This window comes from Parapedobacter indicus (genome assembly GCF_900113765.1).
Classification (GTDB): Bacteria; Bacteroidota; Bacteroidia; order Sphingobacteriales; family Sphingobacteriaceae; genus Parapedobacter; species Parapedobacter indicus.
In genome coordinates this window covers 324,393-350,791 of the sequence record NZ_FOQO01000004.1, presented here as the reverse complement: position 1 = coordinate 350,791, position 26,399 = coordinate 324,393, and the positions used below count along the sequence as shown (strand labels likewise).

Annotated in this window: 28 protein-coding genes; 15 read left to right on the top strand and 13 right to left on the bottom strand. The window is 45.8% G+C overall.

The genetic code is table 11. The annotated features are described in order from the left end of the window. The first annotated feature begins 80 nt into the window (after positions 1-80). Genes proS through BMZ56_RS10660 form a run of 5 tightly spaced genes read left to right on the top strand, consistent with a single transcriptional unit; the run spans position 81 to position 5,082 of the window. Positions 81-1,553 carry a proline--tRNA ligase gene (gene proS / locus BMZ56_RS10680; RefSeq protein ID WP_090626568.1) on the top strand — a complete coding sequence of 491 codons (1,473 nt, stop codon included), beginning with the start codon at positions 81-83 and terminating at the stop codon, positions 1,551-1,553. Between the two features lie 22 nt (positions 1,554-1,575). Continuing rightward, positions 1,576-2,364, top strand: coding sequence for an NAD-dependent epimerase/dehydratase family protein (locus BMZ56_RS10675; protein ID WP_090626567.1), 789 nt, complete (start codon positions 1,576-1,578; stop codon positions 2,362-2,364). Positions 2,365-2,415: 51 nt separating this feature from the next. Then, positions 2,416-3,561 carry a cystathionine gamma-synthase gene (locus BMZ56_RS10670; RefSeq protein WP_090626566.1) on the top strand — a complete coding sequence of 382 codons (1,146 nt, stop codon included), beginning with the start codon at positions 2,416-2,418 and terminating at the stop codon, positions 3,559-3,561. A 14-nt stretch (positions 3,562-3,575) separates the two neighbouring features. After that, the gene (locus tag BMZ56_RS10665) at positions 3,576-4,475 is read left to right on the top strand and encodes a TIGR02757 family protein (RefSeq protein ID WP_090626565.1); all 900 of its coding nucleotides are present in this window, start codon (positions 3,576-3,578) and stop codon (positions 4,473-4,475) included. 10 nt (positions 4,476-4,485) lie between these two features. Next, positions 4,486-5,082 (top strand): TlpA family protein disulfide reductase, encoded by a 597-nt coding sequence (locus tag BMZ56_RS10660; RefSeq protein WP_090626564.1) that lies wholly within the window; start codon positions 4,486-4,488, stop codon positions 5,080-5,082. 5 nt (positions 5,083-5,087) lie between these two features. On the opposite strand, the gene BMZ56_RS10655 is transcribed toward BMZ56_RS10660, so the two are convergent. Then, the gene (locus tag BMZ56_RS10655) at positions 5,088-6,071 is read right to left on the bottom strand and encodes a 2-hydroxyacid dehydrogenase (protein ID WP_090626563.1); all 984 of its coding nucleotides are present in this window, start codon (positions 6,069-6,071) and stop codon (positions 5,088-5,090) included. Positions 6,072-6,160: 89 nt separating this feature from the next. Between BMZ56_RS10655 and pyrF the strand changes: the two genes are divergently transcribed. Further along, positions 6,161-6,994, top strand: a complete 834-nt coding sequence (pyrF, locus tag BMZ56_RS10650) for an orotidine-5'-phosphate decarboxylase (protein WP_090626562.1) — start codon at positions 6,161-6,163, stop codon at positions 6,992-6,994. A gap of 13 nt (positions 6,995-7,007) precedes the next feature. On the opposite strand, the gene BMZ56_RS10645 is transcribed toward pyrF, so the two are convergent. Beyond that, entirely contained in the window at positions 7,008-8,303 is a 1,296-nt protein-coding gene (locus BMZ56_RS10645; protein WP_090626561.1) for a hemolysin family protein, read from the bottom strand. A 16-nt stretch (positions 8,304-8,319) separates the two neighbouring features. Beyond that, positions 8,320-10,770, bottom strand: coding sequence for an endopeptidase La (gene lon, locus BMZ56_RS10640; protein ID WP_090626560.1), 2,451 nt, complete (start codon positions 10,768-10,770; stop codon positions 8,320-8,322). Positions 10,771-11,150: 380 nt separating this feature from the next. On the opposite strand from lon, the gene BMZ56_RS10635 reads away from it, so the two are divergent. Next, positions 11,151-11,825, top strand: coding sequence for a tetratricopeptide repeat protein (locus tag BMZ56_RS10635; RefSeq protein ID WP_090626658.1), 675 nt, complete (start codon positions 11,151-11,153; stop codon positions 11,823-11,825). Between the two features lie 18 nt (positions 11,826-11,843). Here BMZ56_RS10635 and BMZ56_RS10630 read toward each other — a convergent pair whose 3' ends face one another. Next, positions 11,844-12,302 carry a hypothetical protein gene (locus tag BMZ56_RS10630; RefSeq protein WP_143072907.1) on the bottom strand — a complete coding sequence of 153 codons (459 nt, stop codon included), beginning with the start codon at positions 12,300-12,302 and terminating at the stop codon, positions 11,844-11,846. A gap of 105 nt (positions 12,303-12,407) precedes the next feature. Then, positions 12,408-13,937 carry a 2,3-bisphosphoglycerate-independent phosphoglycerate mutase gene (gene gpmI / locus BMZ56_RS10625; RefSeq protein ID WP_245893164.1) on the bottom strand — a complete coding sequence of 510 codons (1,530 nt, stop codon included), beginning with the start codon at positions 13,935-13,937 and terminating at the stop codon, positions 12,408-12,410. A gap of 299 nt (positions 13,938-14,236) precedes the next feature. On the opposite strand from gpmI, the gene BMZ56_RS10620 reads away from it, so the two are divergent. From BMZ56_RS10620 to BMZ56_RS10590, 7 genes are all read left to right on the top strand, one after another. Beyond that, complete coding sequence (locus BMZ56_RS10620) at positions 14,237-14,605, top strand: DUF4783 domain-containing protein (protein ID WP_177195120.1); 369 nt, start codon at positions 14,237-14,239, stop codon at positions 14,603-14,605. A gap of 131 nt (positions 14,606-14,736) precedes the next feature. Continuing rightward, complete coding sequence (gene nadC / locus BMZ56_RS10615) at positions 14,737-15,606, top strand: carboxylating nicotinate-nucleotide diphosphorylase (protein ID WP_090626556.1); 870 nt, start codon at positions 14,737-14,739, stop codon at positions 15,604-15,606. Then, on the top strand, positions 15,603-16,253 hold the full coding sequence (gene plsY, locus BMZ56_RS10610) for a glycerol-3-phosphate 1-O-acyltransferase PlsY (RefSeq protein WP_090626555.1): 651 nt from the start codon (positions 15,603-15,605) through the stop codon (positions 16,251-16,253). Before nadC ends, plsY begins: the two co-directional genes overlap by 4 nt. A gap of 74 nt (positions 16,254-16,327) precedes the next feature. Continuing rightward, positions 16,328-17,140, top strand: a complete 813-nt coding sequence (locus BMZ56_RS10605; RefSeq protein WP_090626554.1) for a M48 family metallopeptidase — start codon at positions 16,328-16,330, stop codon at positions 17,138-17,140. A gap of 54 nt (positions 17,141-17,194) precedes the next feature. Continuing rightward, positions 17,195-17,845 carry a pyridoxamine 5'-phosphate oxidase gene (gene pdxH / locus BMZ56_RS10600; protein WP_090626553.1) on the top strand — a complete coding sequence of 217 codons (651 nt, stop codon included), beginning with the start codon at positions 17,195-17,197 and terminating at the stop codon, positions 17,843-17,845. A 19-nt stretch (positions 17,846-17,864) separates the two neighbouring features. After that, positions 17,865-18,365 (top strand): NADH-quinone oxidoreductase subunit C, encoded by a 501-nt coding sequence (locus BMZ56_RS10595; protein WP_090626552.1) that lies wholly within the window; start codon positions 17,865-17,867, stop codon positions 18,363-18,365. A 7-nt stretch (positions 18,366-18,372) separates the two neighbouring features. Further along, positions 18,373-19,572 (top strand): NADH-quinone oxidoreductase subunit D, encoded by a 1,200-nt coding sequence (locus BMZ56_RS10590; RefSeq protein ID WP_090626551.1) that lies wholly within the window; start codon positions 18,373-18,375, stop codon positions 19,570-19,572. Between the two features lie 199 nt (positions 19,573-19,771). On the opposite strand, the gene BMZ56_RS10585 is transcribed toward BMZ56_RS10590, so the two are convergent. From BMZ56_RS10585 to BMZ56_RS10560, 6 genes are all read right to left on the bottom strand, one after another. Next, a complete protein-coding gene (locus tag BMZ56_RS10585; RefSeq protein WP_090626550.1) occupies positions 19,772-20,356 on the bottom strand; it encodes an outer membrane beta-barrel protein in 585 nt (194 codons plus the stop codon). A gap of 393 nt (positions 20,357-20,749) precedes the next feature. Then, positions 20,750-21,898 carry a molecular chaperone DnaJ gene (gene dnaJ / locus BMZ56_RS10580; protein WP_090626549.1) on the bottom strand — a complete coding sequence of 383 codons (1,149 nt, stop codon included), beginning with the start codon at positions 21,896-21,898 and terminating at the stop codon, positions 20,750-20,752. Positions 21,899-21,910: 12 nt separating this feature from the next. Further along, positions 21,911-22,453 (bottom strand): nucleotide exchange factor GrpE, encoded by a 543-nt coding sequence (locus tag BMZ56_RS10575; RefSeq protein WP_245893163.1) that lies wholly within the window; start codon positions 22,451-22,453, stop codon positions 21,911-21,913. 183 nt (positions 22,454-22,636) lie between these two features. Continuing rightward, entirely contained in the window at positions 22,637-23,317 is a 681-nt protein-coding gene (locus BMZ56_RS10570; RefSeq protein ID WP_090626547.1) for a cell division ATP-binding protein FtsE, read from the bottom strand. Continuing rightward, complete coding sequence (locus BMZ56_RS10565) at positions 23,314-23,526, bottom strand: fructose-6-phosphate aldolase (protein ID WP_090626546.1); 213 nt, start codon at positions 23,524-23,526, stop codon at positions 23,314-23,316. The genes BMZ56_RS10570 and BMZ56_RS10565 overlap by 4 nt, the downstream gene beginning before the upstream one ends. A gap of 42 nt (positions 23,527-23,568) precedes the next feature. Next, a complete protein-coding gene (locus BMZ56_RS10560) occupies positions 23,569-24,585 on the bottom strand; it encodes an aldehyde dehydrogenase family protein (protein WP_090626545.1) in 1,017 nt (338 codons plus the stop codon). Between the two features lie 157 nt (positions 24,586-24,742). On the opposite strand from BMZ56_RS10560, the gene BMZ56_RS10555 reads away from it, so the two are divergent. Then, on the top strand, positions 24,743-25,093 hold the full coding sequence (locus tag BMZ56_RS10555) for a 4Fe-4S dicluster domain-containing protein (protein ID WP_090626544.1): 351 nt from the start codon (positions 24,743-24,745) through the stop codon (positions 25,091-25,093). A 91-nt stretch (positions 25,094-25,184) separates the two neighbouring features. Here BMZ56_RS10555 and BMZ56_RS10550 read toward each other — a convergent pair whose 3' ends face one another. Both BMZ56_RS10550 and BMZ56_RS10545 read right to left on the bottom strand, forming a co-directional pair. After that, on the bottom strand, positions 25,185-25,655 hold the full coding sequence (locus tag BMZ56_RS10550; protein WP_090626657.1) for a universal stress protein: 471 nt from the start codon (positions 25,653-25,655) through the stop codon (positions 25,185-25,187). Between the two features lie 92 nt (positions 25,656-25,747). After that, the gene (locus tag BMZ56_RS10545; protein ID WP_090626543.1) at positions 25,748-26,395 is read right to left on the bottom strand and encodes a YceH family protein; all 648 of its coding nucleotides are present in this window, start codon (positions 26,393-26,395) and stop codon (positions 25,748-25,750) included. Positions 26,396-26,399 lie beyond the last annotated feature (4 nt).

Genomic DNA, 26,399 nt, shown 5'->3' with positions numbered 1-26,399 from the left:
TAAAACCACCTACCTTTGCTGGACAAATATCAATACGTATCCAATCGCAAATGTTATACTAATTTTATCGACGATCAACTATGAGCAAAGGAATTACAAGCCGTGAAACAGATTATTCCCAGTGGTACAATGAATTGGTTGTGAAAGCTGACCTTGCGGAGCATTCGGCAGTACGGGGTTGTATGGTGATCAAACCTTATGGGTATGCCATTTGGGAGAAAATGCAGGCTGCGTTGGATAAAATGTTCAAGGATACCGGCCATAGCAACGCGTATTTTCCGTTGTTTATCCCCAAATCGTTCTTTTCAAAAGAGGCATCCCACGTGGAAGGCTTTGCAACGGAATGTGCGGTGGTTACTCATTATCGGTTGAAGAACGATGGAACGGGTAATATTGTGGTTGATGAAGAGGCAAAATTGGAAGAAGAGCTCATCGTAAGGCCTACGTCCGAAACGATAATCTGGAATACCTATAAAGGGTGGATTGAGTCTTATAGAGATTTGCCTATTTTGGTAAATCAATGGGCCAATGTAGTACGCTGGGAGATGCGAACCCGCTTATTTTTGCGCACGGCAGAATTTCTGTGGCAAGAGGGCCATACGGCGCATGCGACGAAAAAAGAAGCGATTGCAGAAGCCCAACAAATGTTGGCCGTTTATGCCGATTTTGCGGAGAATTGGCTGGCGTTGCCGGTGGTGCGTGGTCGTAAGACAGAAAATGAGCGATTTGCGGGTGCGTTAGATACCCTGTGCATTGAGGCGCTTATGCAAGACGGGAAGGCGCTTCAAGCCGGAACATCACATTTCCTAGGACAGAATTTTGCGAAGGCCTTCGATGTTAAATTTACGGCAAAGGATGGGAAACTTGACTATGTTTGGGCAACCTCTTGGGGTGTATCTACACGGTTAATGGGGGCATTGATTATGGCGCATTCCGATGATCAAGGATTGGTGTTGCCCCCGAAATTAGCTCCGATTCAGGTGGTTATCATTCCGATTTTTAAGACAGAGGATGAACGTACGGCAATTGGAGACTTAGCCGATACGCTGATCGGCGAACTGAAGTCGAAAGGTATTTCCGTTAAGTACGACGATCGTGATACCCAACGTCCGGGATTCAAATTTGCCGAGTGGGAGTTGAAAGGGGTGCCCGTCCGTATTGCAGTAGGTACCCGGGATATGCAGCATGGAACGGTAGAGATTGCACGCCGCGATACCCAAACGAAAGAAACCGTATCTCAGGTCGGATTAGCAGACCGGATCGAACTGTTGTTAACGGATATCCAGCAGCAAATCTATCAGAAGGCAGCGGTATTCCAGGAAGCTAACACGATAAGGGTAGACAGCTACGAAGAGTTTAAACAAGTGCTTGAGGAAAAAGGGGGCTTTATCTCGGCCCATTGGGATGGAACTGCGGAGACTGAACGGTTGATTAAGGAGGAAACGAAAGCAACCATTCGGTGTATACCGCTGGACAATCCTTTCGAACAGGGTGCGTGTATCCGTACGGGAAAGCCGTCTATACAGCGAGTACTGTTTGCACGAGCTTATTAACTAAATAGTACGAGGAAAGCAGATGAAGGTACTCATCGTGGGATGTGGATGGGTAGGCACTTACGTGGCATCTTGCCTGCGGGACGAAGGGCATCGCATATGGGCAACTTGCAGGACACCTAAAAAAGCGCTGGAACTGGACTTCATAGGGCTTCGATCGTATGTAGTTGATTTTGATCGCGACGATGCCGTTGGGCATTTGAATGAAACCACATTTGATGTCGTTATCATCAGTATACCCATTACTCATAAAGATGCGTTTGAAACGGTGACAATCCGTTTCGAACGACTCGTTTCGTTTTTGAGGAATTTATCTTTCGGACAGTTACTGTTTTTTGGCTCAGTGGGCATTTACCCGAAAGTGAGTGGGGTGATCGTTGAAGATACCTTTGCAGCGGATGAACTGGACCAAAAACTATGGACGGGGGAGTCTATGCTGCGCTCAGCTTTTTCCAAATTGAACGTTTTACGGCTGGGAGGGTTGTTTGGTTTTGAACGGACCCTAGCTAAGTATTTTGTTGACAAAGTTTGCGAAATTGGCTACCAAACAGCCAATTTTGTGCATGTGGAAGATATTTACGCAATTATCCGGCTGATGATGGAAAAGGAAGTTCAGAGTAAGACATACAACGTGGTTTGTCCTGAACACCCGCTGAAAAAGGACGTCATCACGGCGTCTGCTGCCAAATATGGATACGGCCTGCCAGCTTCGTTTACAGCCACCGATCAAACTACCAAAATGGTATCGCCCAAACGATTGATGGCAGATTTGGATTATTCGTTTGTTTACCGCTCACCACTTCAGTTTTAGGAGAGGATTTCATAACTTTACGACATTTCCTTATTAAATTACCTGACTATCATGGGATATAAATTTGCGACGAAAGCTATTCATGCTGGGCAACAGGCCGACCCGACTACGGGAGCGGTAATGACGCCGATCTATCAAACATCCACCTACCAACAAGCTGCACCGGGCAACCATAAGGGCTATGAGTATTCGCGCGGCACCAATCCCACTCGCAAAGCATTGGAAGATTGCCTGGCTGCTTTGGAAAATGGAAAATATGGGCTGGCTTTTTCCAGCGGTATGGCGGCTACGGAGACCGTACTGAAATTATTGAGACCCGGCGATGAAGTAATTACCGGTGACGATTTGTATGGTGGGTCGTACCGGATTTTTACGAAGGTTTTTGAACACTACGGCATCAAGTTTCATTTTGTTGATACGTCAGAACCGGATCGGATCGCTGAAAAGATATCTCCTGCAACCCGCCTGATCTGGGTGGAAACCCCTACGAATCCGACATTGAAGCTCGCGGATATCGAAGCAATCGGGCAGGTGGCAAAGCATACAGGAGTACTTTTTGCGGTGGACAATACGTTTGCTTCTCCTTATCTGCAAAATCCATTGGATTTGGGTGCGGATATCGTGATGCACTCCGTGACTAAATATATCGGTGGCCACTCAGACGTGGTGATGGGTGCGTTGGTCATGAACGACAAGGCGTTGTACGATCAGTTATTTTTTTACTACAATGCCTGCGGGGGTACTCCGGGTCCACAGGACAGTTTTCTGGTATTGCGGGGTATCAAAACCCTACACCTGCGGATGAAGGCGCATTGCGAGAACGGCAGAAGGGTAGCTGAATATTTAAAAGATCATCCCCGTATCGAAACGATTTATTGGCCTGGTTTTGAAACGCATCCAGGGCATAACATTGCCCGAAAACAGATGCGCGATTTCGGCGGAATGGTATCCATCGTATTGAAGGGCGCATCACTCGAAGATACATTTAATGTGGCGGCTTCATTTAAAGTGTTCACACTGGCTGAATCCCTTGGCGGTGTGGAATCGCTGATCAATCATCCGGCGACGATGACCCACGGCTCCATTCCCCGGGAAGTGCGGGAAAAGGTAGGTGTGGTAGATAACCTGATTCGCATCAGTGTGGGGGTCGAAGATATCGATGACTTGCTAGCCGACCTGGAGCAGGCACTTGGTTAGGTGATGGGATGCGGATGACACAGATTGAACGGATTCTCACTGATCGGCAGGATGGCATTAAGGGCTTTCTGGACCGCAAGGTCGATGAATATAATCGGCCAGGGTTTATTGAAAACGATCCGATTTGTATTCCTCACCGGTTTGCAGATAGGCAGGACCGGGAGATTGCAGCATTTTTTGCGGCCGTACTGGCTTGGGGGCAGCGGAAGACGATCATCAATAAATGCACAGAATTGCTTGCACGCATGGATGACAAGCCTTTTGATTTCGTCAGGAACCATCGGGAAGGAGATTTGAAACAGTTGTTGGGCTTCAAGCACCGCACGTTCAACGATACGGACCTGCTTTATTTCGTCAGCTTTTTCCGGGCGCATTATATGCGATACGATTCGCTGGAAGATGCTTTTCTACCGCCGGCGGCTGCCAACGCCGAATTCAGGATGGAGTACGCAGCGTCATATACGTCTTTTCCGGACGCCGGTACCTATGCTTCCTCGGCATGCATGTTGGGCAATCTGGGGCAATCCAATTTTACCATAGAACAGGCATTGAATTATTTCCGGAATTATTTTTTCACCCTGCCGGATGCACCTTTGCGTACGCGGAAGCACGTCAGTTCCCCTTTGCAAAATTCTGCCTGCAAGCGGTTAACGATGTTTTTACGCTGGATGGTACGGCGTGATGATAGAGGAGTGGACTTTGGACTGTGGCGGCGGATGGTGCCATCGCAATTAATCTGCCCTTGTGACGTCCACGTGGAGCGCGTGGCGAGAAAACTTGGGTTGATCCGGCGGAAGCAGTCCGATTGGAAAACAGCCTGTGAATTGACAGAAAACCTGCGTAAGCTAGATGCAGATGACCCGGTACGATATGATTTCGCTTTATTTGGGTTAGGGGTGGAGGGAGAATTATAAACTGTTTGGTATGAAGAAAATTAAAATTTCGACGATTATTACGGTTATTTTGGGTGCATTTGTCGTGGCTATGCTTTTCAGTCCGGACATGAAGGCCTGGGTGAGCAGAGGATTAATGAAGATCGGTCTTTTCAAGCCGGATCTGGAACATCCTGTACAAGATTCTCCTGCCGTGTCGGCGGGAACCATTGGTAAGCCACCCATGTTTGTCAGTGATGGCAAGGGAAACCCCATTGACGTGGCCAACCAGACGGGTAAGGTAGTGTTCATTAATTTCTGGGCTACCTGGTGTCCTCCCTGTATTGCGGAATTGCCTTCCATTGATAAACTGTACCAACAGTTTAAGGACAATGAAGCTGTTGTTTTTGCAATCGTAGATGTGGATGGCCAATATGACAAATCCAAACAGTTTATGGACAGCAAGAAACTGGGGCTTCCGGTACATGTCGTTTCGGGAGAGATTCCAGCCGGTTGGTTGGGCAACGCGATTCCCACCACCCTGATTCTAGACAAAAAGGGGCAGATTGCAGCGAAGCACGAAGGAATGGCGGATTACAGTCGGCCGGAAGTGGCCGCATTTATCAATCAATTGATCGCCGCGGAATAACCGGATCAGTGCTCCACTCCGTATACCTTTGGATTGACGCAATAGGGTAAGCGTTGACCATTTAGGCCCGCAAGTATGTTTTCTACTGTTAGCTGCATCATTTTCATCCGCGTTTCGATGGTCGCTGATCCAATGTGCGGTAATATGGCCACAGTGGGCATCGCCAGCAATGGATTACCGGGCGCCATGGGTTCGGGATGCGTTACGTCCAGACCTGCACCCCAAATCTGACCTTCTTCGAGCGCCAACTGGAGATCGGTCTCGTTATGGATGGCACCTCTGGCAGTATTGATGAAGATGGAAGAAGCTTTCATTTTTGAAAAAGCATGACGGTCGAAGATACCTTCCGTCTCTTCACTGAGATTGGCATGTACACTAAGCACATCGCTTTGCTGCAACAGCTCATCGAAAGATACCCGGCGTGCATTTAATTCATGCTCCGCACGTTCGTTATGGCTGCGGTTATAATAGATGACGGGCATGTCAAAGGCATAGCGACAACTCCGAGCCAATTCAAAGCCAATGCGTCCCAATCCATAGATCCCCAAGGTTTTGCCGTGTAATTCGATGCCCAGATTGGCCATTGGATCGAAGAATCCCCAATTGCCCCGCAGAATTTCCTTATGATTATAAATGGCTTTTCGGGCCACATTCTGTATCAATAGAAAGGCTGTATCTGCTGTTGCCTTGCTGAGGACTCCAGGTGTGTTGCCGATGGGAATACCAAATTTGGTAGCTTCATCGACATCCACATGATCATAGCCTACGCTGCACAGGGCAATGACGCGGAGGTGAGAACATGCTGTTAAAAAATGTTTGTCGATTTGATTTTTGCCTATGCTGAATAGCGCATCATTAGCTAGGCTATAATCAGTCAACTCGGCGGGTGAAAGGTCCCGTTTTTCGGTCCATTCAGAAACGATATGGCCCTCGTTCGCCAACGACTGTTTAATGATCTCGGGTAATGCTCGGGTAACAAATATTTTCATCGTAATTGCAGCGTAAATATACGGTTTTTGTTTTTTAACCGTAATTTTTGTCTTACGTTTGCAGAAATCAAAAAAGCAGCCGGCAAGATATGACACGAAATGAGCTCATCCATCAAATCAAAGTCAAACGTTCTTTTCTCTGTGTGGGGCTAGATACAGATATCCAAAAAATACCTACCCATTTACTTGATTACGAGGATCCTGTTTTTGAATTCAATCGTCAGATTATCGAGGCTACTGCGGACCTGTGCGTAGCTTACAAACCCAATATTGCATTTTACGAGAGTATGGGGGGCGCTGGCTGGGAAAGTCTTCGGAAAACGTGGGGTATTTTACCCAAAGATTGCTTCAGCATAGCGGATGCCAAACGTGGTGATATCGGCAACACTTCAGAACGATATGCGAAAGCTTTTTTCGATCAGCAACATTCCGGACTTGGCTTCGACGCCATTACCGTAGCCCCATATATGGGGCACGATTCGGTTCAACCTTTTCTCCAGTTTCAGGGAAAGTGGACAATTATTCTAGCATTGACTTCAAACACGGGCGGGATGGATTTTCAGGCCATCACTGATGCGGGGGGGGTGCCGCTTTTTGAACGGGTTATTCAAAAAGCCAATACTTGGGGTAATACAGCAAATCTGATGTACGTTGTCGGTGCCACCCGGGGGCAGGCATTTGAATCGGTTAGGAAGCATGCGCCGGATCATTTTTTATTGGTGCCGGGTGTGGGGGCACAGGGTGGGGACCTTCAGGAAGTATGCAAGTATGGCATGACGGCCGACTGTGGTTTACTGGTAAATGCAACACGTTCTATCATCTACGCGTCCAATGGGACCGATTTTGCGGAGCGGGCGCGGCAGGAAGCGCATATTTTACAGCAACAGATGGAGCGAGAGCTTGTTGCAAGAGGGGTTGTCTAGTAAGTAAGCGGGATCAGGTGCCCAAGAATTTGACCAAAATCTTGTCGATCCGATTGCCATCCATATCCACGACTTCAAACTCATGATCTTTCCATTGCATGCGTTCGCCTGCTGTGGGCATATGACCCAACTTCAACAATACCAGTCCGGCAATGGTATTGATACTCGCTAACCCGACTTCTTCCTCTTCCGAAATATCGATATTCAGCGCGGTAAAAAGATCGTCAATTTGGTATTGCCCGTCAATCAGCAAGCTGCCGTCTTCCCGTCTGATGATTTCAGGTCGCTCGGCAGTATCACTGTCAGAAATATCACCAACCAAACTGCTCAGTATATCGTTGATGGTCACAATACCTTGTAGTGCGCCGTACTCATCGAGCACGATGGCTTGATGTATCTTAGATGTCTTAAACTTATTTAGTATACTATATGCCGAACTATTTTCATGTACATAGTTGAGCGGATGCGTCAATTGCTCAAGCTGGATGGGTTGAGCAATAAGGTATTGTTTGAGCAACGATTTGATATGAACAACCCCTATAACGTTGTCCAATCCGCCCTGACATACCGGATATACGGTATGTCCATTTTTCAGTATAATTTGCTTATGGATGTCATATCCATCGTTTATGTCTAACCAAACGATATTACTGCGATGGGTCATCAGGTTAACGGCACGCTTGTCGCCCAGACTGAAAACCCGGTCGACAATTTCGTGCTCAATATGCTCGATGGCACCTGTATCCGCCCCCTCGTCAACCAATGCTTTAATTTCCTCTTCCGTTACGGCATTTTGCGACGTTTTTATATTCAGCAATCTGACAATCCCTTCGGTAGTCACGCTAAGCAGCCAGACAAACGGCGCTACGATCCTGCTAAGGATATTCATTGGAAATGCGATAATCGTCGCATATTTTTCGGGCATGGCCAATCCGATTCGTTTGGGGACCAACTCCCCCAAGACGAGGGTAAGAAACGTAATAACGATTACGACAATGAGCACAGAAACCTGGGAGCTGTATCCGTCCATCCAGGTGATTTCTGAAAGGTAGACATCCAGCCGTTGAGCTAGGGTTGCACCACCGAAAATACCCGTCAGAATCCCGATCAACGTAATGCCGATCTGCACGGTAGAAAGGAATTGGTTGGGGGAGTCCTTGAGTTTAAGTACTTGTTTGGCGGCGGCGTTTTTCCGGTCAACCAGCACCTGTAATCGAGCTTTCCGACTGGATACAATCGCGATTTCGGAAGCTGAAAAAATGCCATTCAACAGGATCAACGCCAAGATTATCAGCGACTCAGTAAGCATGAAGCTAAGATAAAAATTAATTTAACAATTTCTTAGCGTTTTTCACCCGTTGTTTGAGTAAGGCGAGATTAACGACTTCATGCATTTCTGCGACATAATGGAACGTCAGGTCTTTAATGTAATCTTCCTTGATTTCCACAATGTCCTTTTTATTGGCCTTTGATAGGATCACCTCTTTGATATTGGCCCGTTTGGCGGCCAATATTTTTTCCTTGATACCGCCTACTGGAAGCACCTTTCCCCGCAACGTAATTTCTCCCGTCATGGCCAATTTTTCTTTTACTTTCCGCTGGGTGAAACTAGATGCCAATGCAGTAAGCATGGTTATGCCCGCTGACGGACCATCTTTGGGAGTCGCCCCGGCCGGCACATGGATATGTACGTCCCATTTATCGAATACGCTATAGTCGATACCAAATTGCGTAGCATTGGCGCGGAGATAGGCTAACGCAATGCTGGCAGATTCTTTCATCACATCTCCCAGATTGCCCGTCAGCGTCAGTTTTCCTTTGCCGGGACTGAGGCTCGATTCGATATACAGAATATCGCCGCCCACCTGTGTCCATGCCAGACCGGTAACTACGCCCGCAACTTCGTTTCCTTCATAAAATTCTTTATCAAATATGGGGGCACCCAGAATTTTTTCTGCGATCTCCCCATCAACAGGCTGAGGCAGCGGATCGTTCATCACCATATGTGTTGCGACGCCGCGAATGATGGATCCGATTTTCTTCTCCAAACCGCGTACACCAGACTCGCGGGTGTATTCATCGATAATTTTTTCGATGACCTTAGCCCGAAGGGAAAAATCTTTGGCCGCCAATCCGTGTGCCTCACGTTGTTTGGGAATCAAATGTTTTTTGGCGATTTCTATTTTTTCTTCGATGGTATATCCATTGACCTCAATGATTTCCATGCGGTCGAGCAGGGCAGGCTGGATATTATTCAAAGAATTGGCAGTTGCGATGAACATGACGTTTGATAAGTCGTAATCCAATTCCACATAGTGGTCGTAGAATGCATTATTCTGCTCGGGATCTAGTACTTCAAGCAATGCTGACGACGGATCGCCACGAAAATCGCTGCCTACTTTATCGATTTCGTCTAATACGAATACCGGATTTGAGGCGCCTGCCTTTTTGAGCGACTGGATGATGCGACCCGGCATGGCACCGATATATGTCTTACGATGACCCCGTATTTCGGCTTCGTCGCGTATTCCGCCCAGCGCCATACGCGTATATTTACGCCCCAAGGCTTTGGCTATGGATTTTCCAAGTGATGTTTTTCCTACTCCCGGCGGCCCTACTAAACAGAGAATAGGGGCTTTCATATCGCGCTTGAGTGTTAAGATGGCGAGGTATTCGATGATCCGTTGTTTTACTTTATCCAGGCCATAGTGATCCCGGTCCAGCACCCGTTTGGCTCGCTTGAGATCGAAATTGTCTTTGGTAAATTCATTCCAGGGAAGCTCTAATAACAATTCGAGGTAGTTGACTTGTACCGAATAGTCAGCAGCGGCGGGATTGATTCGGGCTAGTTTATCAAGCTCCTTGTCAAAATGCCCACGCACTTCGGTGGGCCATTTCTTTGCCTTTGCGCGCTTGCGCAGGTCTTCTATTTCGAGGTCGGGCGTATTACCGCCCAGCTCTTCTTGAATGGTTTTTAACTGCTGGTTGAGAAAATAATCCCGTTGTTGCTTATCGAGATCGCCCCGGACCTTATTTTGTATCTGGGTTTTTAACTCAAGCAGCTGTAGTTCCACGTCCAGTTGTTCCAACACCTTAGCAGCACGTTTGTCGAGATCGGCAATTTCCAACAGTTGCTGTTTGAAGGACAGATCTGCATTGAGGTTGGAGGAAATGAAATTGATAAGAAACCCCGGACTTTCGATGTTTTTGATGGCAATGCCGGCTTCGCTCGGAATGTGTGGGGAAAGCTGAATAATTTGAAGCGCCATTTCCTTAATGGAAGAAATCAATGCATTGAACTCCCGGCTGCCTTTGTGTTTTTTCTCCTCAAAGCGCTCGATGTATGCCTTAATATAGGGTTCGCTCTGAATGAGTTCACGTAATCTAAAACGCTGTTTTCCCTGAATAATAACCGTAGTATTCCCATCAGGCATCTGCAAGATTTTGATGATCATAGCTACGGTGCCGACCTTGTTAAGTTGCTCAAATGTCGGATCCTCTATGGCCATGTTCTGTTGGGACACGACACCGATGATCCGGTCGCCTTTGTACGCCTCCTTGACTAATTTAATAGACTTGTCTCTGCCCACGGTAATCGGTATGACAACACCTGGAAATAATACCGTATTGCGCAGCGGCAGAATGGAAAGTGATTCCGGAAGATCAGCGTTGCGCATTTCATCTTCATCTTGCTGACTTAATAACGGGAAAAACTCCGTGTCTTCATTTATAATGGGGATTGCTTGGTTAAAATCAAACGGATCGAAATTGCTCATGAATATCTTGTTTCTTCTATACCGGCGCCATATTGGCAGCCGTTAATCATTGCGTAACTTAAAAATCTGCTTTTTTAGACAAGTGCAATGCCTATGCCAATAGCAAGTTTTTCCTGAATTTCATTATAAAGTAATACCCTCATGGTACTCCAGCTGAAAAAAAGTCAGCTATCGGAACAGGACGGCTTGGTTGCTCCCTCGCAAACTATCAGCTAAAATAGAAAAATTATTGGAAAAGCAAGATCAGAAATAATAAAGGGAGCTTTTTGGAGTTTAACACAGAAGGACAAATTGTATTTGCGTGCAATTATGGTTATGTTTGTAGCACGGAAATTGCAGGGATGGTCAGTCAGGTAGGAATTTTGTTTAATATGAAAGTGATGAAAAGAAATGAATTGAGCTTTTTTTTAGGAAAATCGAAACGAGGGATTATCGGTGGAATGTTATGCTTAGCAATATTTACAGCGCAGGCACAGACCACCGAGACGGCGCCCAGCAACCCCAATGTACGGTTAGGACAGAAAGCGTTGATCGACGGTGATTTTAAAGCTGCGGCCAACCATTTACAAAAAGCATTGCCAGCCGAGAGCGGCGATCCGGATGTCATGTATATGCTCGGATATTCGCAATACCAAATCGGTGAATATAAGAAAGCGCTAGCGTCATTTGGTAAAGTTATCCAGTTACGCCCAGACCACGAATCGGCTTATTATTATCGCGGAAAAGCGAATAATATATTAGCGGTTCAAACCGATTTAAAAATCAGTTCCAGCAGCCGTGAAAAGATGTTGAATGAAGCGTTGGCAGATTATACGAAAGCGATCGAGTTGAACGCCGGTGATGTAAAATATTATCAGAATCGTGGCATTGCTTATCGCGATTTGGGAATTTTGCGGGGGACTTCAGGAACGGCAAATTACGATAAAGCATTGGCTACTGAAGCATATGATAAAAGCATAGCCGATTTCGAGCAGGTATTGACAATGACACCTGGTAAGAAGGATATTCAGACGGAAGTCAAAAAGGCAAAAGTATACCGGGATAACCTCAAATAACGTAACGATATTCTCCTTTTATTGTAGGATACCCCTTATCGAATACTGGCTGTCACCGATGACGCGGACTTGTTGTTGTTTGTTGATCTGATAAAGTGAATCGGGATAATAATCAAGGTGTTCGGTGGTTTTGTAAAGCATATTGCCGGTGCTATTACTAATGGCAATATGCTTTATGTTTCCGTTTCTGTGCTTATCTATAATGATTTTTTGGGTACGGAGTTCAGGATCAATGCTGGTGTAAATAAGTGAGCCTTCCGTGCTGTCTGCCCGGTAACTGTTCTGCCATGCCGGTTTATTTATATCTGAAGCGATAAATAACGCCAATTCGTTTTCCCAGTCATCAATTTGCACACGCTTATTCTCGGGCGCACCATTCCTAGATACGGTCTTATCCACAGTCGGTGCCAATTTTGCCAAACGGTTGGCTTCCTTTAGGAAAAAGTCTTCCAGACTGAAATAGGAACCTGTTGTCACCAATGTCGGTTTGGTGCTATCGGAACTTGTGCAAGATGATCCTCCTATCAACCAAAAGAAAAGCAAAGTGGTATGAAAAAGTCTGTTGCGCTGTACCATATGTCGTTAGACCAATACATTGCCGTTCATTTCATGTGGGATGGGTAATTCCATGAGCTTCAAAATGGTTGGCCCGATATCGCCCAATTTTCCATCCGATAACGTAGCATGTGTACGATCGATCAAGATACAAGGGACTAAATTGGTGGTGTGAGCGGTATTGACAGAACCGTCGTCGTTGACCATAAATTCCGCATTGCCGTGGTCGGCGATAATGATAAAGGTATATCCCAGATTCAGACCGCATTCAACGACTTGGCGAAGGCATCGGTCGACTGTTTCCACGGCTTTGACAACCGCATCGAACACGCCCGTGTGACCAACCATATCTGGATTGGCAAAATTCAGGCAGATGAAATCTGGCTGACGGGTGACAATATCCTCGCATATTGCGTCCGCTACACCTTGGGCACTCATTTCGGGCTGTAGATCGTAAGTAGCTACTTTGGGTGAGGGAATAAGTATCCGGTTTTCGCCAACAAATTCTTTTTCGCGCCCCCCGGAAAAAAAGAAGGTCACGTGCGGGTATTTTTCTGTTTCGGCAATACGAGTTTGTGTCTTGCCGTTGGCTTCCAGTACTTCACCGAGCGTATTTGTCAGATTTTCTTTAAGAAATAATACGTCAACTCCGTGGAAGGTTTCATCATAGGTGGTCATGGTGAGGTAACGCAATTTCAAGGGATGCATGTCATATTCAGGGAAGTCACGTTGTGTGAGTGCCATCGTAATTTCGCGCCCCCTATCTGTCCGGAAGTTAAAGCAAACCACTACATCGCCGCTTTTTATCGTTGCTATTGGCGTTCCGAAAGCATCCGTTTTAACAATCGGTTTGACGAATTCATCCGTAACCCCATCGCGATACGATTGCTCGATGGAATTGGTGAGCTGCTGACTTGGCGTCCCAATGCCGTGTACGAGCAAATCATAAGCCTGCTTTACGCGCTCCCAGCGATTGTCGCGGTCCATGGCATAATATCTCCCTATTACTGAAGCTAGTTGGCCACCATTTGCCCGCAGGAACTGCTCCAAATCGGTCACGTAGCCAATGCCTGAATTCGGATCTGTATCGCGACCATCTAAAAAAGCATGTACAAACACTTGATCACTTTGTATTCCGGCGTTTTTTGCAGCAACGCATAAGCCCCTGAGGTGTCGTGTATGTGCGTGGACGCCACCGTCGGATAACAAGCCAATGAAATGTACGGCCTTGCCGTTAGCTTTGGCGTACTGAAAGGCTGCTTGTAACGGTTCATTACGATCAAACTCGCCGTCCTTCACAGCTTTGTGTATCCTGCCTAACTCTTGGTAAACGACTCTTCCGGCGCCCAGGTTCATGTGGCCGACTTCCGAATTGCCCATTTGGCCTTCCGGCAATCCCACAGCTTCACCTGAAGCTTCTAATTTTGAATGAGGGTATCGAGCGAGCAGCTCGTCCAGGTAGGGGGTATTTGCCGCTAAGACGGCATTTGAGCGATCTTCCTTGCCATAACCCAATCCATCCAGGATTATGAGCGCAACTTTCTTCTTGGTATTCACGGATACAAACTTAGCTAAATTGCAGTAAAGTCGCAAAAGTGCGGAAGCGCAAAGTCGATGATGCTCAATTTTGCAGCTCTCGATTTCTGCAATTTTGCAATTTCGAAACGGCCATTTTAAATATGGCATGTTTTTAGCTATAAATTTTTTCGGAGGAAAAACTTTTTCTAAAGATGAAAAATTTGCTCCCCCGAAAGGCCCATATAGAATTGATAAAACTTAATACGGTAACATTTGAATAAACTAGTACTGTGAAAGCGAATCGAATCAGATTGATTAATAGAGTAAAGTTGATGGGGATGATGTGTTTATTTGCGGTGACGAGCGTTGCCAATGTGAATGATGTCATCGATGACATTTCATCCTGTATCAAAAGTGCTAATACGAAGGAGTTATCCAAATATTTTTCTTCGACCGTAAGCATGACTTTATTGAACGACGAGGGCATTTATTCGCGCGTACAGGCTGAAATTATTCTGCGTGATTTTTTCGGAAGAAATACACCCACGAACGTGAAAATATCGCACCGGCTGGATTCCAATCCGAATTTCAGGTATGTCGTACTTAATTTGGAGACGTCTAAAGACTCATTTCGCGTCTCTTACAAACTCACCAACAACGACAATACGTTTCAGGTTACGGAGTTCCGTATAGAGCCTATCTACTAACGTTTAACCAAATTTTATTTTTATTCGCTGTTTTTTGTTTTAAATAGGCATCTTAGCAGCGTTTTAATTACTTGAGACCATCGCTACATTCAGATGTAGTGCTGGCTACCTTAGTATATAATCCATAACCAATGACTGAGAAAGAAAAAGGAGAGCTGACCCACTTCATTAAAGCGGCACTGGCGGAAGACGTAGGGGATGGCGACCATACATCGCGATCTACCATTCCCGAAGGGAAGAAAGGAGTTGCTCAATTGATCATTAAGGAATCAGGAACCGTAGCTGGTATCGAAGAGGCGTTGGCTGTTCTTAATGAGGTCGACAAGGAATTGGAAGCGGAAGTGTTCTTATCAGACGGGGAGTCAGTACACGCAGGGGATATTGTGATGTGCGTAACCGGGCGTATTCACAGCATTTTGTTGGCCGAAAGACTTTTGCTTAATATCATGCAACGCATGAGTGGCATTGCTACGGCCACTCGAAGAATTGTCAATACCTTGGCAGGCACGAGAACTCAGGTATTGGACACACGAAAAACAACCCCATTGCTCCGGTTTCTTGAAAAGAAAGCGGTACGCGTAGGCGGTGGCATAAACCATCGCTTCGGCCTATATGATATGATACTGATCAAAGATAATCATGTGGACTATGCCGGAGGGATCAGGGAAGCGATTGAGCAGGCTAACCGTTACCGTAAAAAAATGGATAAACCTATTGACATTGAAATAGAAGTACGTAATCAGGGAGAGGTCGCCGATGTGTTGAATGTGGGAGGAATAGAACGGATCATGCTCGATAATTTTAGACCCGAAGAGATACGTGAGGCAGTGGCACTTATCAATGGGCGATTTGTGACGGAAGCTTCGGGGGGAATCACTGAGGAAAATGTACGTGAATATGCCGAGGCCGGCGTGGATTACATTTCCATGGGTGCGCTCACTCATTCGGTAAAAAGCTTGGATATGAGTTTAAAGGCAAAAACCGTATCTTGCGATTCATGATATCGGGTTATTTAGTCGGCGCAGTCATACTGGCTTATTTGTTTGGTTCCATACCCACAGCTGTATGGTTGGGGCAGTCTTTTTATGGGGTTGATGTCAGGGAATATGGGAGCGGAAATGCCGGAGCAACCAACACATTTCGGGTGTTGGGAACTAGGGCTGGCGTGGCAGTGATGCTGATTGATATTCTGAAAGGGTGGACGGCAACTAACTTGGCTTATTTTATTGGCCCATCGGTTACCGGCCCCCAGGCAGCGGCACAATTTGTTAATTTTCAATTGGCCTTAGGCGTAATCGCTGTGGTTGGCCATCTATTTCCTATTTTTGCCGGTTTCAGAGGAGGGAAAGGGGTTGCTACGCTTTTCGGGATGATATTGGCGGTGCATTTTCAGGCCGCATTGGTATGCGTTTCGGTATTTATTGTGGTATTACTGCTTACCCACTATGTATCTTTGAGTTCGATCAGTGCCGGGTTTGCATTTCCTTTTAGTATTGTCTTTATGTTCCATACATCCGTAAAATCTGTGCTGCTTTATGGGATGTGTATCTGTGTGTTGATATTGATCACACATCAAAAGAATATCGAACGATTGTTGAAGGGAAAAGAATCCAAGGTATATTTGTTTAGAAAACGGGCAAAGACCTGAAGTGAAATTCGGCATGTATATTGCTTTAATTTCCACCGAATAGTTGTCAATCCATGTAATTAATTTGTACTGTAATGAAAGCAATGGTAAAACGTACCTGCTGGCTGCTGATTTTTGGAATCGTTGTGTCTTGTGCAACGGTGCCACTCACCGGTCGGCGGCAACTGAGCTTGGTAAATGAAGCGGAAATCCAGCAGCAGGCAGCGCTTGTCTACCAGGATTTGCTTAGCGACTCCAAGACGAAAGTAATCAAAGGCAATTCCAATGCCCAACTGGTGCAGCGGGTTGGTAAAAACATTGCCGGGGCCGTAACCCGATTTTTGCAGGAAAATGGGTATGGCGATCAATATGATTTTAACTGGGAGTTTAACCTGATTCAAGAAGACCAAATCAATGCTTGGTGCATGCCGGGAGGTAAGGTTGCTGTGTATACAGGTATTTTGCCGATTACAAAAAATGAAGCAGGTCTGGCAACCGTAATGGGGCATGAAGTGGCACATGCGATAGCCAAGCATTCGGCCGAACGCATGTCACAATCGATTATTGCGCAGGCGGGAGGCGTGGCGGTTGATGTAGCTACAGCAGAGAAGTCAAATACCACGAGAGCGGTACTTAACACCGCCTACGGTTTGGGCGGACAGCTTGCCTTACTGAGCTATTCGCGCAATCAGGAGAGTGAGGCAGACAGGCTGGGGTTAGTCTTTATGGCAATGGCTGGATATAACCCGAATGAAGCGGTTGGATTTTGGGAGCGCATGGCGCAGGCAAAACAATCACAGGGAGGAGGTGCGCCGCCCGAATTCCTGAGCACGCACCCAAGCGATGCACGTCGCATCAGCAATATCCAAAAGCTGATTCCCGAAGCGATGGGTTATTATAAGAAGTAGCATATACTTCCAGTTTTTCGTATGTTTGTACATCGTTAAGAAACATACGAAAAGATGTTGAACAAGACCGATATCACGGACATCCGTACGGAATATAAAATGGGGCAACTGCACGAAGAAGAGGTAGTTGAGGACCCGATTAAGCAATTCCAGGCGTGGTTCGGTGATGCGATTGAAAAGCAGGTTATGGAACCCAATGCCATGACGTTGTCTACTGTATCCGCTTCAGGATGTCCGTCTTCAAGGATTGTACTGTTAAAACATGTGGGCGAATCTGGATTTGGTTTTTTCACGAATTACCAAAGCCGGAAAGGTCTTGAGCTGGCGGGAAATCCCCATGCAGCGATCTTATTTTTCTGGCCCGAACTTCAGCGGCAAGTCCGTGTGGTGGGGCGCGTAGTGAAAATGTCGCCGGAACTGTCTGATGCATATTTTGTATCCAGACCGAAAGGTAGCCAACTCGGTGCTATCGTTTCTCCACAAAGCCAAGAGATCGCCGATCGAAATGTACTTGATGTTGCTTTGAGCACCTTAGAAGAACAATATAAGAATTTGGATTCACTACCCAGACCCGCTCATTGGGGAGGATACTGGCTTGTTCCGCACGAAGTGGAGTTCTGGCAGGGTCGGAGTGGCAGGCTGCATGATCGGTTGCGCTACAAGAAGCAGGATAACGAGTGGGGAATAACCCGGTTGGCCCCTTAATCCTTAACCCTATACAAAGATGGAAGAACTGATCATACGTGTGAAAACACTTCTGGCGGCACAATTCGGGGACGAAGCAGCCACTATTGAATCGTCGGGCTTGCAACCTGCATTGGTAGTCGAATCATTGCTATTACGACAAGTGTGTTTGTTTCTCCGCGACCATGTGGATACCTATTTTGATTTTCTTTCCTGCATCAGTGCAGTCGATGATGGTGTGCCGGCAGGTACCTTCACTGTCGTTTATCATTTGGCGTCCATTCCGTATAATTATCAACTTACACTTAAGGTGATCGTGCCGAACGACCGGCGGCTGGACAATTTGCCTTCCGTGCCCAGTGTGAGCTCGGTGTGGCGGACAGCTGACTGGCATGAGCGGGAAGCATTTGATCTGATGGGGATCTATTTTGAAGGACACCCGGATTTGCGGCGGATCTTACTGCCAGAAGACTGGGAAGGATATCCGCTGCGAAAGGACTATGAAGATGCCGAAATGTACCATGGTATTCCGATTAAGTAGATAAGTAATGGTAATAGATAAAACCTATCAACAGGCACAGCGAGCCTATGAGGAGCGGTTAACTGCCATAAGCGCCGAGGAAATGGTTATTAATATGGGGCCTCAGCACCCATCCACCCATGGAGTGCTCAGGTTGCAATTAATTACCGATGGCGAATTGGTAAAAGAGGTGATTCCACATATCGGTTATCTGCACCGTTGCTTTGAAAAACATGCTGAATCCATGAACTATGGAAAAACCATTCCGTTTACCGATCGGATGGACTATCTGGCTTCGATGAACAACAGTCACGCGTTTGTAATGGGTGTTGAGCGCATGTTGGGCATCGATCATCAGATTCCCAAGCGGGTTGAATACATCCGCGTATTGGTGTGCGAGTTAAATCGTATTGCCTCTCATTTGATAGCCATAGGTACGTATGGTATCGATATCGGTGCATTTACACCTTTTATGTGGTGTTTCCGGGATCGGGAACATATTATGAATATGCTGGAGTGGGCATCCGGTTCACGGATGCTGTATAATTACATTTGGGTTGGGGGGCTGTTTTATGACCTGCCGGTAGATTTTGAATCCCGCTGTGCTGAATTTATAAATTATTTCAAACCGAAGCTGGTCGAATTGGATGAGCTTCTTACCGGGAATCAAATCTTTATTTCGCGTACGGCAAATATTGGAATATTGCCTGCTGATGTGGCGATTAATTATGGCTGTTCCGGTCCAATGCTCCGCGCATCGGGCATTAGGTGGGATTTAAGACGGACGGATAATTATTCCGTTTATCCGGAGATTGAGTTTGATATTCCCATAGGTAAAGGCGAGCAGGGGAGTCCTGGCGATTGCTGGGACCGCTTTAAGGTTCGCGTCGATGAAATTAGGGAGTCCGTAAGGATTATTGAACAATGTCTTGCACGGTTGACCAAGGAATTAAAACGAACGGTGGATTTCGATCCCCGTGCATTGGTGCCAAAAAAGGTGAATTTAAAATCGCAGGATTACTATGTAAGGGCCGAGAACCCTAAAGGTGAACTCGGATTTTATTTTGTGACGCAAGAGAAAAGTGATATTCCGAAGCGGGTGAAAGCGAGGGGGCCAAGTTTTAATAACCTATCCGTATTACCTGAATTGGTAAAAGGGATATTAATAGCAGACTTGGTTGCGATTTTGGGATCAATTGATATCGTATTAGGTGAGGTTGATCGTTAAGAAAATAAATTTTGATTTGTAATAAATGATGCATACCTTTGCGGCATCATAATTTAGGTTTATAATTGGTTAGTAAAGGTTTCCATTCTCCCCGTTTGGAAACCTTTCGTTTTTAGGAGAATTGTAGTGTGTAGTAAGTTAGGAAATAAAAAAAACCGCTTTGGTAAACACCAAAGCGGTTTTTTCAGATTAACTCTTTTTAGAAATAAAATTGAATACCTATGCGTGGTGCTAATGAATTAGCATTCAAACCGAATGAATTTGTAGAAACTTTCTCGCCTCCTTCTAGTTTCAATGAAGTGTTTTGGTAATACAAGCCTCTAACTGAAAATTCGATACCAATTTTGCTGGTCGGAAAGTAAGCAAAACCGGGTGACAATTCAGCACCATAACGTTCCGTATTTCCTAATTTGGTATCATTTTCTTTAGAAGTTCCCCAACCCATTGGTACAGAAAGCTGGCCAAAAAACTTGAAATTGCCGTCGCCTTTATAAAGCCTAGCATACGGCGCTGCTGAAAACTCACCAACCTTAGTTTTATCAGTTCCATCATCTTCTTGGTTCCAAGTGTAACCAAACCCTAAGCCGACGGCTAAATTGTCGCTAACAAAAACACCGACGCTAGGTAAAACAGAAAAACCTTGAAGGCTTCCGTCATCATCTTTCACTTTGGTATAATCGTAAGAAACATTTCCTCCAAGGATGGTCTTTCCTTTTTCCGTTTGTGCATTGGCAGCAAACGTAACGGCAATAGCAGCAGATAAGGTTAAAAATAATTTTTTCATTTTTTGTATTTATTTAATTAAACCATTTATCAGTTCGTCCGCTACAGTTGGACTATCTGACTTTAAAAGTCAATATGCAATACCAGTGCCAAAATTCAGCCCTTAGGTCTAGCGTGTGTCATGCTTATGTCTGTTTTAGAATAAATCGCCCTTGATTTACCTTTTTGTTTGATTAATGTAAATTTTGAAGCTTTTATTCGAGAAAAATTAAACACGCGATTCAGGTAATGCACGGATTCAAGTCAATATGACGGGGTAGATATTTATAGTTGACTTTTTAACATTAATTGTCAGTTGATGAATAGTGTCAAAAATGGCTATATTTAAAATGCAGAATCCGGAGGAAATAATTTCTCCGGATTCTGCTGATTATGTTTTCAACGGATAAGGGGACTATTCGAAATATTCTTTTATCCGCTCGAAGAAGGTTTTCTCGTTTTTGCCAGGTTGGGGTTTGAAGTTTGGCGAAGTGCGGAGACGTTCTAATAATTCCTTTTCTTCGGAAGATATAGCCTTAGGTGTCCATACATTTACATACACCAATTGGTCGCCTTTATGATATGAATTTACCTCAGGCACTCCCTTTCCTTTAAGCCGCAGAATTTTACCACCCTGAGTACCCGGTTCGATTTTGATTTTGGCTTTACCATCGATGGTCGGGATTTCTGCACTGGTGCCCAACGTCGCATCTACAAAATTAATATATAAGTCGTAGATGACATTTGTACCATCTCTTTTAAGTGTTTCATGGGGGATCTCTTCGATGAGAATGATCAAGTCGCCTGGTACCCCGCCACGTGGTGCGGCGTTTCCTTTTCCACTCATAGACAGCTGCATGCCTTCGCTCACACCAGCAGGAATGTTGATGCTGATGGTTTCTTCGCCGCGCACCAACCCGTCGCCATGGCAAACCGGGCATTTGGCGGATATTTCCACGCCTTCACCGTTGCAGGTAGGGCAGGTGCTGGTTGTCTGCATCTGACCCAGGATGGTGTTCGTTACCCTTCTGACCGTTCCGGTGCCACCGCATGTCCGGCAATTGTGAAACGATGATTTGTCCTTTGCACCACTTCCGTCGCAGGTTGTACAAACCACCTGTTTGTTTACTTTGATTTTTTTCTCAGATCCCTTGGCGATTTCCTGAAGGGTAAGCTTCACCTTGATGCGAAGGTTAGAGCCTTTAGTTACCCGCCGTCCACCGCGTTGGCCGCCGCCCCCGAAAAAACTTTCAAAAGGGCTGCCGCCCCCGCCGAATATATCGCCGAATTGGCTGAATATATCCTCCATATTCATGCCGCCGCCGCCGAAACCGCCCGCACCGCCCCCAGAATGGCCGAATCGATCGTAACGCTGCCGCTTTTCGGGGTTGCTAAGTATTTCATAAGCCTCAGCGGCCTCCTTGAATTTATCCTCCGCTTCAGTGTTGTTTGGATTTTTGTCGGGGTGGTACTTGATTGCCAGTTTCCGATAGGCAGATTTTATCTCTGCTTGATCTGCATTGCGCGAAACACCCAATACATCGTAATAATCTCTTTTTGACATGCGATTTATGGATTAACTGCCAACAACAACTTTCGCATGGCGCAATACCTTACCATGTAAAAAGTACCCTTTTTCAATTTCGTCAATTACTGTGCCTTTGAGGTCGTCGCTTTGGGCGGGTATACTGGTGATCGCTTCCTGCAATTCGGCATCGAAAGGTTTGCCTACCGATTCCATTTCCTTCAAGCCTTGATTTGTTAATATGCTCTTTAGTTTTTGTCCGACCAATGATACGCCTTCTTTCACCGGCTCAAGTTCCGTCGCTGTTTCGAAGGCCTTTAGTGCTCGATCGAAGTCATCAATTACAGGCAATAGGTTTGCAATTATTTCTTTTCCAGCTGTTTGCATCAGCTCAATCCGTTCTTTTGCTACCCGGCGTTTGTAATTGTCAAATTCTGCATATAAACGAAGGTACTTGTCATTGGCTGCAGCCAACTCTGCCGCCTGTTGCTGTTCGGGCGTTGGTCCTTCCGGGGTAGCCTCGGATTTTTTTTCGACTTTAGCCGTTGTGTTCGCCGCCTGTGTTTCCGGTGCAGTAGATTGATTCTCTTCCATTATATCGTTGTTATCCTGATTTTTTCTCTTCTTGTGTTTTGTCATAAGTTGTCTTATTGCCTAATCAACCATCCTGTTGCCGTCGCAATTTCATTGCCATTACCGAAAGACCGCCAGCCTGTCAGTTTTTTTAGCAGCCAAGCATACAAATTGGCGTGTTGTGTGGCAGATTCTGTCGGAGCGCTATATTGTAACGTTGTCCTGTAAGGCGCCGTCAATTGTTTTGACGATTCTTGAAGGCATGTTGCGGATGATTTGGTAATCGTGTGTTGCCATGAGAATGGCAGTGCCAGAGCGGCTGATTTCTTTTAATAGCAATACAATTTCCTCGGATGTTTCGGGATCTAGATTTCCCGTGGGCTCATCTGCGAGGATGACTTCGGGATTGTTCAATAACGCACGGGCAATGACTACCCGTTGTTGCTCACCTCCCGATAGTTCATGCGGCATTTTTTTTAGCTTCGAGCGAAGTCCCACTTTTTCGAGGACATCCAGCATCCGATTGTTGATTAGCGCTTTGTCTTTCCATCCGGTAGCCCGGAGGGCAAATTCCAGATTTTTTTCCACGGTACGGTCGGTAAGCAGGTGGAAGTCCTGAAAGACAATACCTAATTTCCGTCTCAAATAAGGAACTTCACGTTCACTGAGCTTTTTTAGGTCGAAATCCGCCACCATTCCTTCTCCGCTGGCGATGTGGAGGTCTCCATAGATGATTTTCAACAGACTGCTCTTGCCACTTCCGGTTTGGCCAATGAGAAACACAAATTCACCTTTGTCGATTTTGAGATTTACATTTGACAACACTAAATGCTTAGGTTGGTAGATGTCAACATTTTTGAGTGTAATTACCGTATCACCGATCATAAATTTGTGATTTCTAGTTTTTTAATTTGTCCGAAAGGCATTTTCCTGACAACCTCCATAATCTGTTCCGCGTGATCGCCCAGTCCTAACTTTTCAAGGGACTTGTCGGGACGGTCAACCCGGAAATAGGCAAGTAACGTAAACGCGTCGTCACGTAATTGGACATAGTCCGGTATTTTAGCCACGCCCTTGACCTTCATGACATACATCGTGTGGCAAAGTTAGCATTAATTGGGTGAAAGCGAAAGGCTTCATTGGTGTTCCGCCAAAAAATCAAGCGTATTCACACCATCAGCATAATCGTCTAATGCGGGTTCCTGGCTTTGGCCGGGCGCAACCACGGGCGTCGTAAGGGGGAGTAGCTCACTACTTACTATGCATTGCAGTTGAGGGGCCAACGCGGTCAATCGATCTGTCAATGTCTTTGGATTGCCGTATTCTTCGACAAACACGACAGCTAACGGAGAAGCCATGCGTTGATCGGACTTGACCAACAAAAAACCATTGTCATAATGTGTATCGCCGTTGACGAGATAAATAGACTTGTTATAATCGTAATTATTGGCATACTTATGATGATTGATTATCCCGGAAAATTGAGCTATCGCTTCGAAAAATGCGGAGATGTCATAACTTTGGGGTATAAACAATTTGGAAACGCTACGACATCCAAGGCCGAAATAATCGAAGATATCGTTGCCAAGCAGTTGAAGATCCTTTTGTGTTTCCCTGCCTGTTAGCACCGCAGCGCTGTTTCGGTTTTTCCGAATGATATGTGGCTTTTGACCAAAATAATAAGAAAAATACCGGGAACTATTATCGTTTCCGGTGGCGATTACCAAATCGAAGTTTTTAAGCCGCTCACTGACTGTTATTTTTCGGGAAAACCGGGGTTCAATTTCTGTTAATCGGTCCAGCAGGTGTGTGGTCAGAACCGGGTCATTAGCCGAAGCCTTTACCTCAATATTGAATCCGGCGCAAAGTGCGCACAAAATATCATGAAATCCTACCAAGGGAATGTTACCAGCTAAAATCAATCCGACGGTTTTGTCTGTTTCATGATCGAAAGAATAGGGGGTCAACCAGTTGGTTAAACTGGGTTCGGATAATGACCGCCCGATAGTGGTAAATGCTTTTGCTATATTGGATGGCGTAAACCAAGCATTGTGATGGTGTGCCTGTTTACCGGCCTGTTGCAGCTCTATGTGGTCGGAGAGCAAGTATTCTCCCAGTGAGACGAATGCGTCGATGCGTTGTTTCTTTGTCAAAATGTCAATCTTAGCGCCTGTATTTAGACAATATTGTTGTATATTTGCAGGGAATTGCAATAATTAGCAAAAAGACTACTAACTTTGTAGTGAAATTTTGCATGAATTAGGTCGCAAAAATAGGTTTTTTATTTTATCAATACACGGTAAGAGTTAGATGGCAATAAAGATAACAGATGAATGTATCAATTGCGGGGCCTGTGAACCGGAATGCCCAAACAACGCAATTTATGATGCGGGAGTGAGCTGGCGATTTTCGGAGGGTACTGAGCTCAAGGGAGTTATAGATTTCGGTGACGGAACAACGCTTGATGCTGAGGAAGAACAGGCCGCAATTTCAGACGAGGTTTACTATATTGTTTCGGACAAATGCACAGAGTGTGTGGGATTTCATGATGAGCCCCAATGCGCCGCTGTTTGCCCGGTAGACTGTTGTGTGGACGATGAGGATGTTCGCGAGACCGAGGATGAATTATTGGCCAAAAAAGCTTGGCTGCACGGGGAGTAAGGGCGGTTACTTTCTACGAGAATCAAATAAAAGGCCTTCCGTCCAAACGACGGAAGGCCTTTTATTTGGTGCAATGCATAACATGCAACGCTTAACATTTACTGGGAATAACCAACACTGGGCACGAAGCTCTTCTTATGACACTTTCGGATACACTGCCCGATATAAAATGGTCAAAACCGGTACGTCCGTGTGTGCCCATGATGATGAGATCTGCTGCCCATTCACTGGCTACGGTGAGTATTTCCTGCTTGGGTGTGCCGATGCGGCTAAATGTAAATACCTCTTTTACGTCGAGAAATTTCCTGCTGATCTCGTCCAACAATTTTTTCGAATTTTCTTCCTGTATCTCCGTCGTTTCCGGAATGATAATGGGTTGCTGTCCCATGAGTGGATCTGCACCGTAATTGGTCGGTGAAGCGGGTTCGATCACATGGATTAATGCTACCGAAGATTCCATGTTTTTAGCAAGGCTATAGCCATGCTGCAACGCTTTTTTTGAGCATTCACTGTCATCAGTGGCAATGAGTATGCGTTGATACTTTACGGGTTTTGTTTCCATAACCATGGGGTTGAGTCTTTACCACATGTAAAGATAACAACTATTTGTCAAATTTAGTTTTTTTGGCATGCGATAAATTAGCGATTTCTCCCTTACGTCAATTCCTGCATGAGCTTGTCAAATTCAGCCCGAAGCGCTGCTAATTCAGTTTCTACCTTCGCCAGACGGTTGGCCAGGTCAGCCGATGCCCCCGCGTCTGCAAAATCTACCTCATCATCTTCCGGGAGTTCCCCACCGCCCAAAAGGTGCATATAACGGGCTTCTTTTTGTCCCGGACGCTTGGCTAATTGCCTGACATAAGGTTGTTCTGTGTTGGCCAGGTTGTCCAATACCGACTGGACCTCTTCGAGCGATTCAAATTCATACATCCTGCCTGCATTGGTGTTTAACTCACCCGGGGTCTGCGGACCACGCAGAAGCAGCAGGCAGATGATTGTTACTTCTACTGGAATAACGGGATATACAACCGCGAAATTGTGTTTATACTTGGTCACGCGGCTTGAGCCGCCTGTTACAGTCGACACCAATCCCTTTTTGCGGAGTAAATCCAGGGTGGTGATGATGGTATTATCGTCATAATTTACCACGGGTTTCCTCGATGTTTTTTGATTGCATGCGGCAACCAGCGCGTTTAATGTAAGCGGATAATATTCGGGCGTTGCCTTTGCTTTCTCCATCAGTGCCCCTAAAATACGCTGCTCTTCGGCAGATAAAATAGGAAGTGGCGGTGTCGTATCCATGATT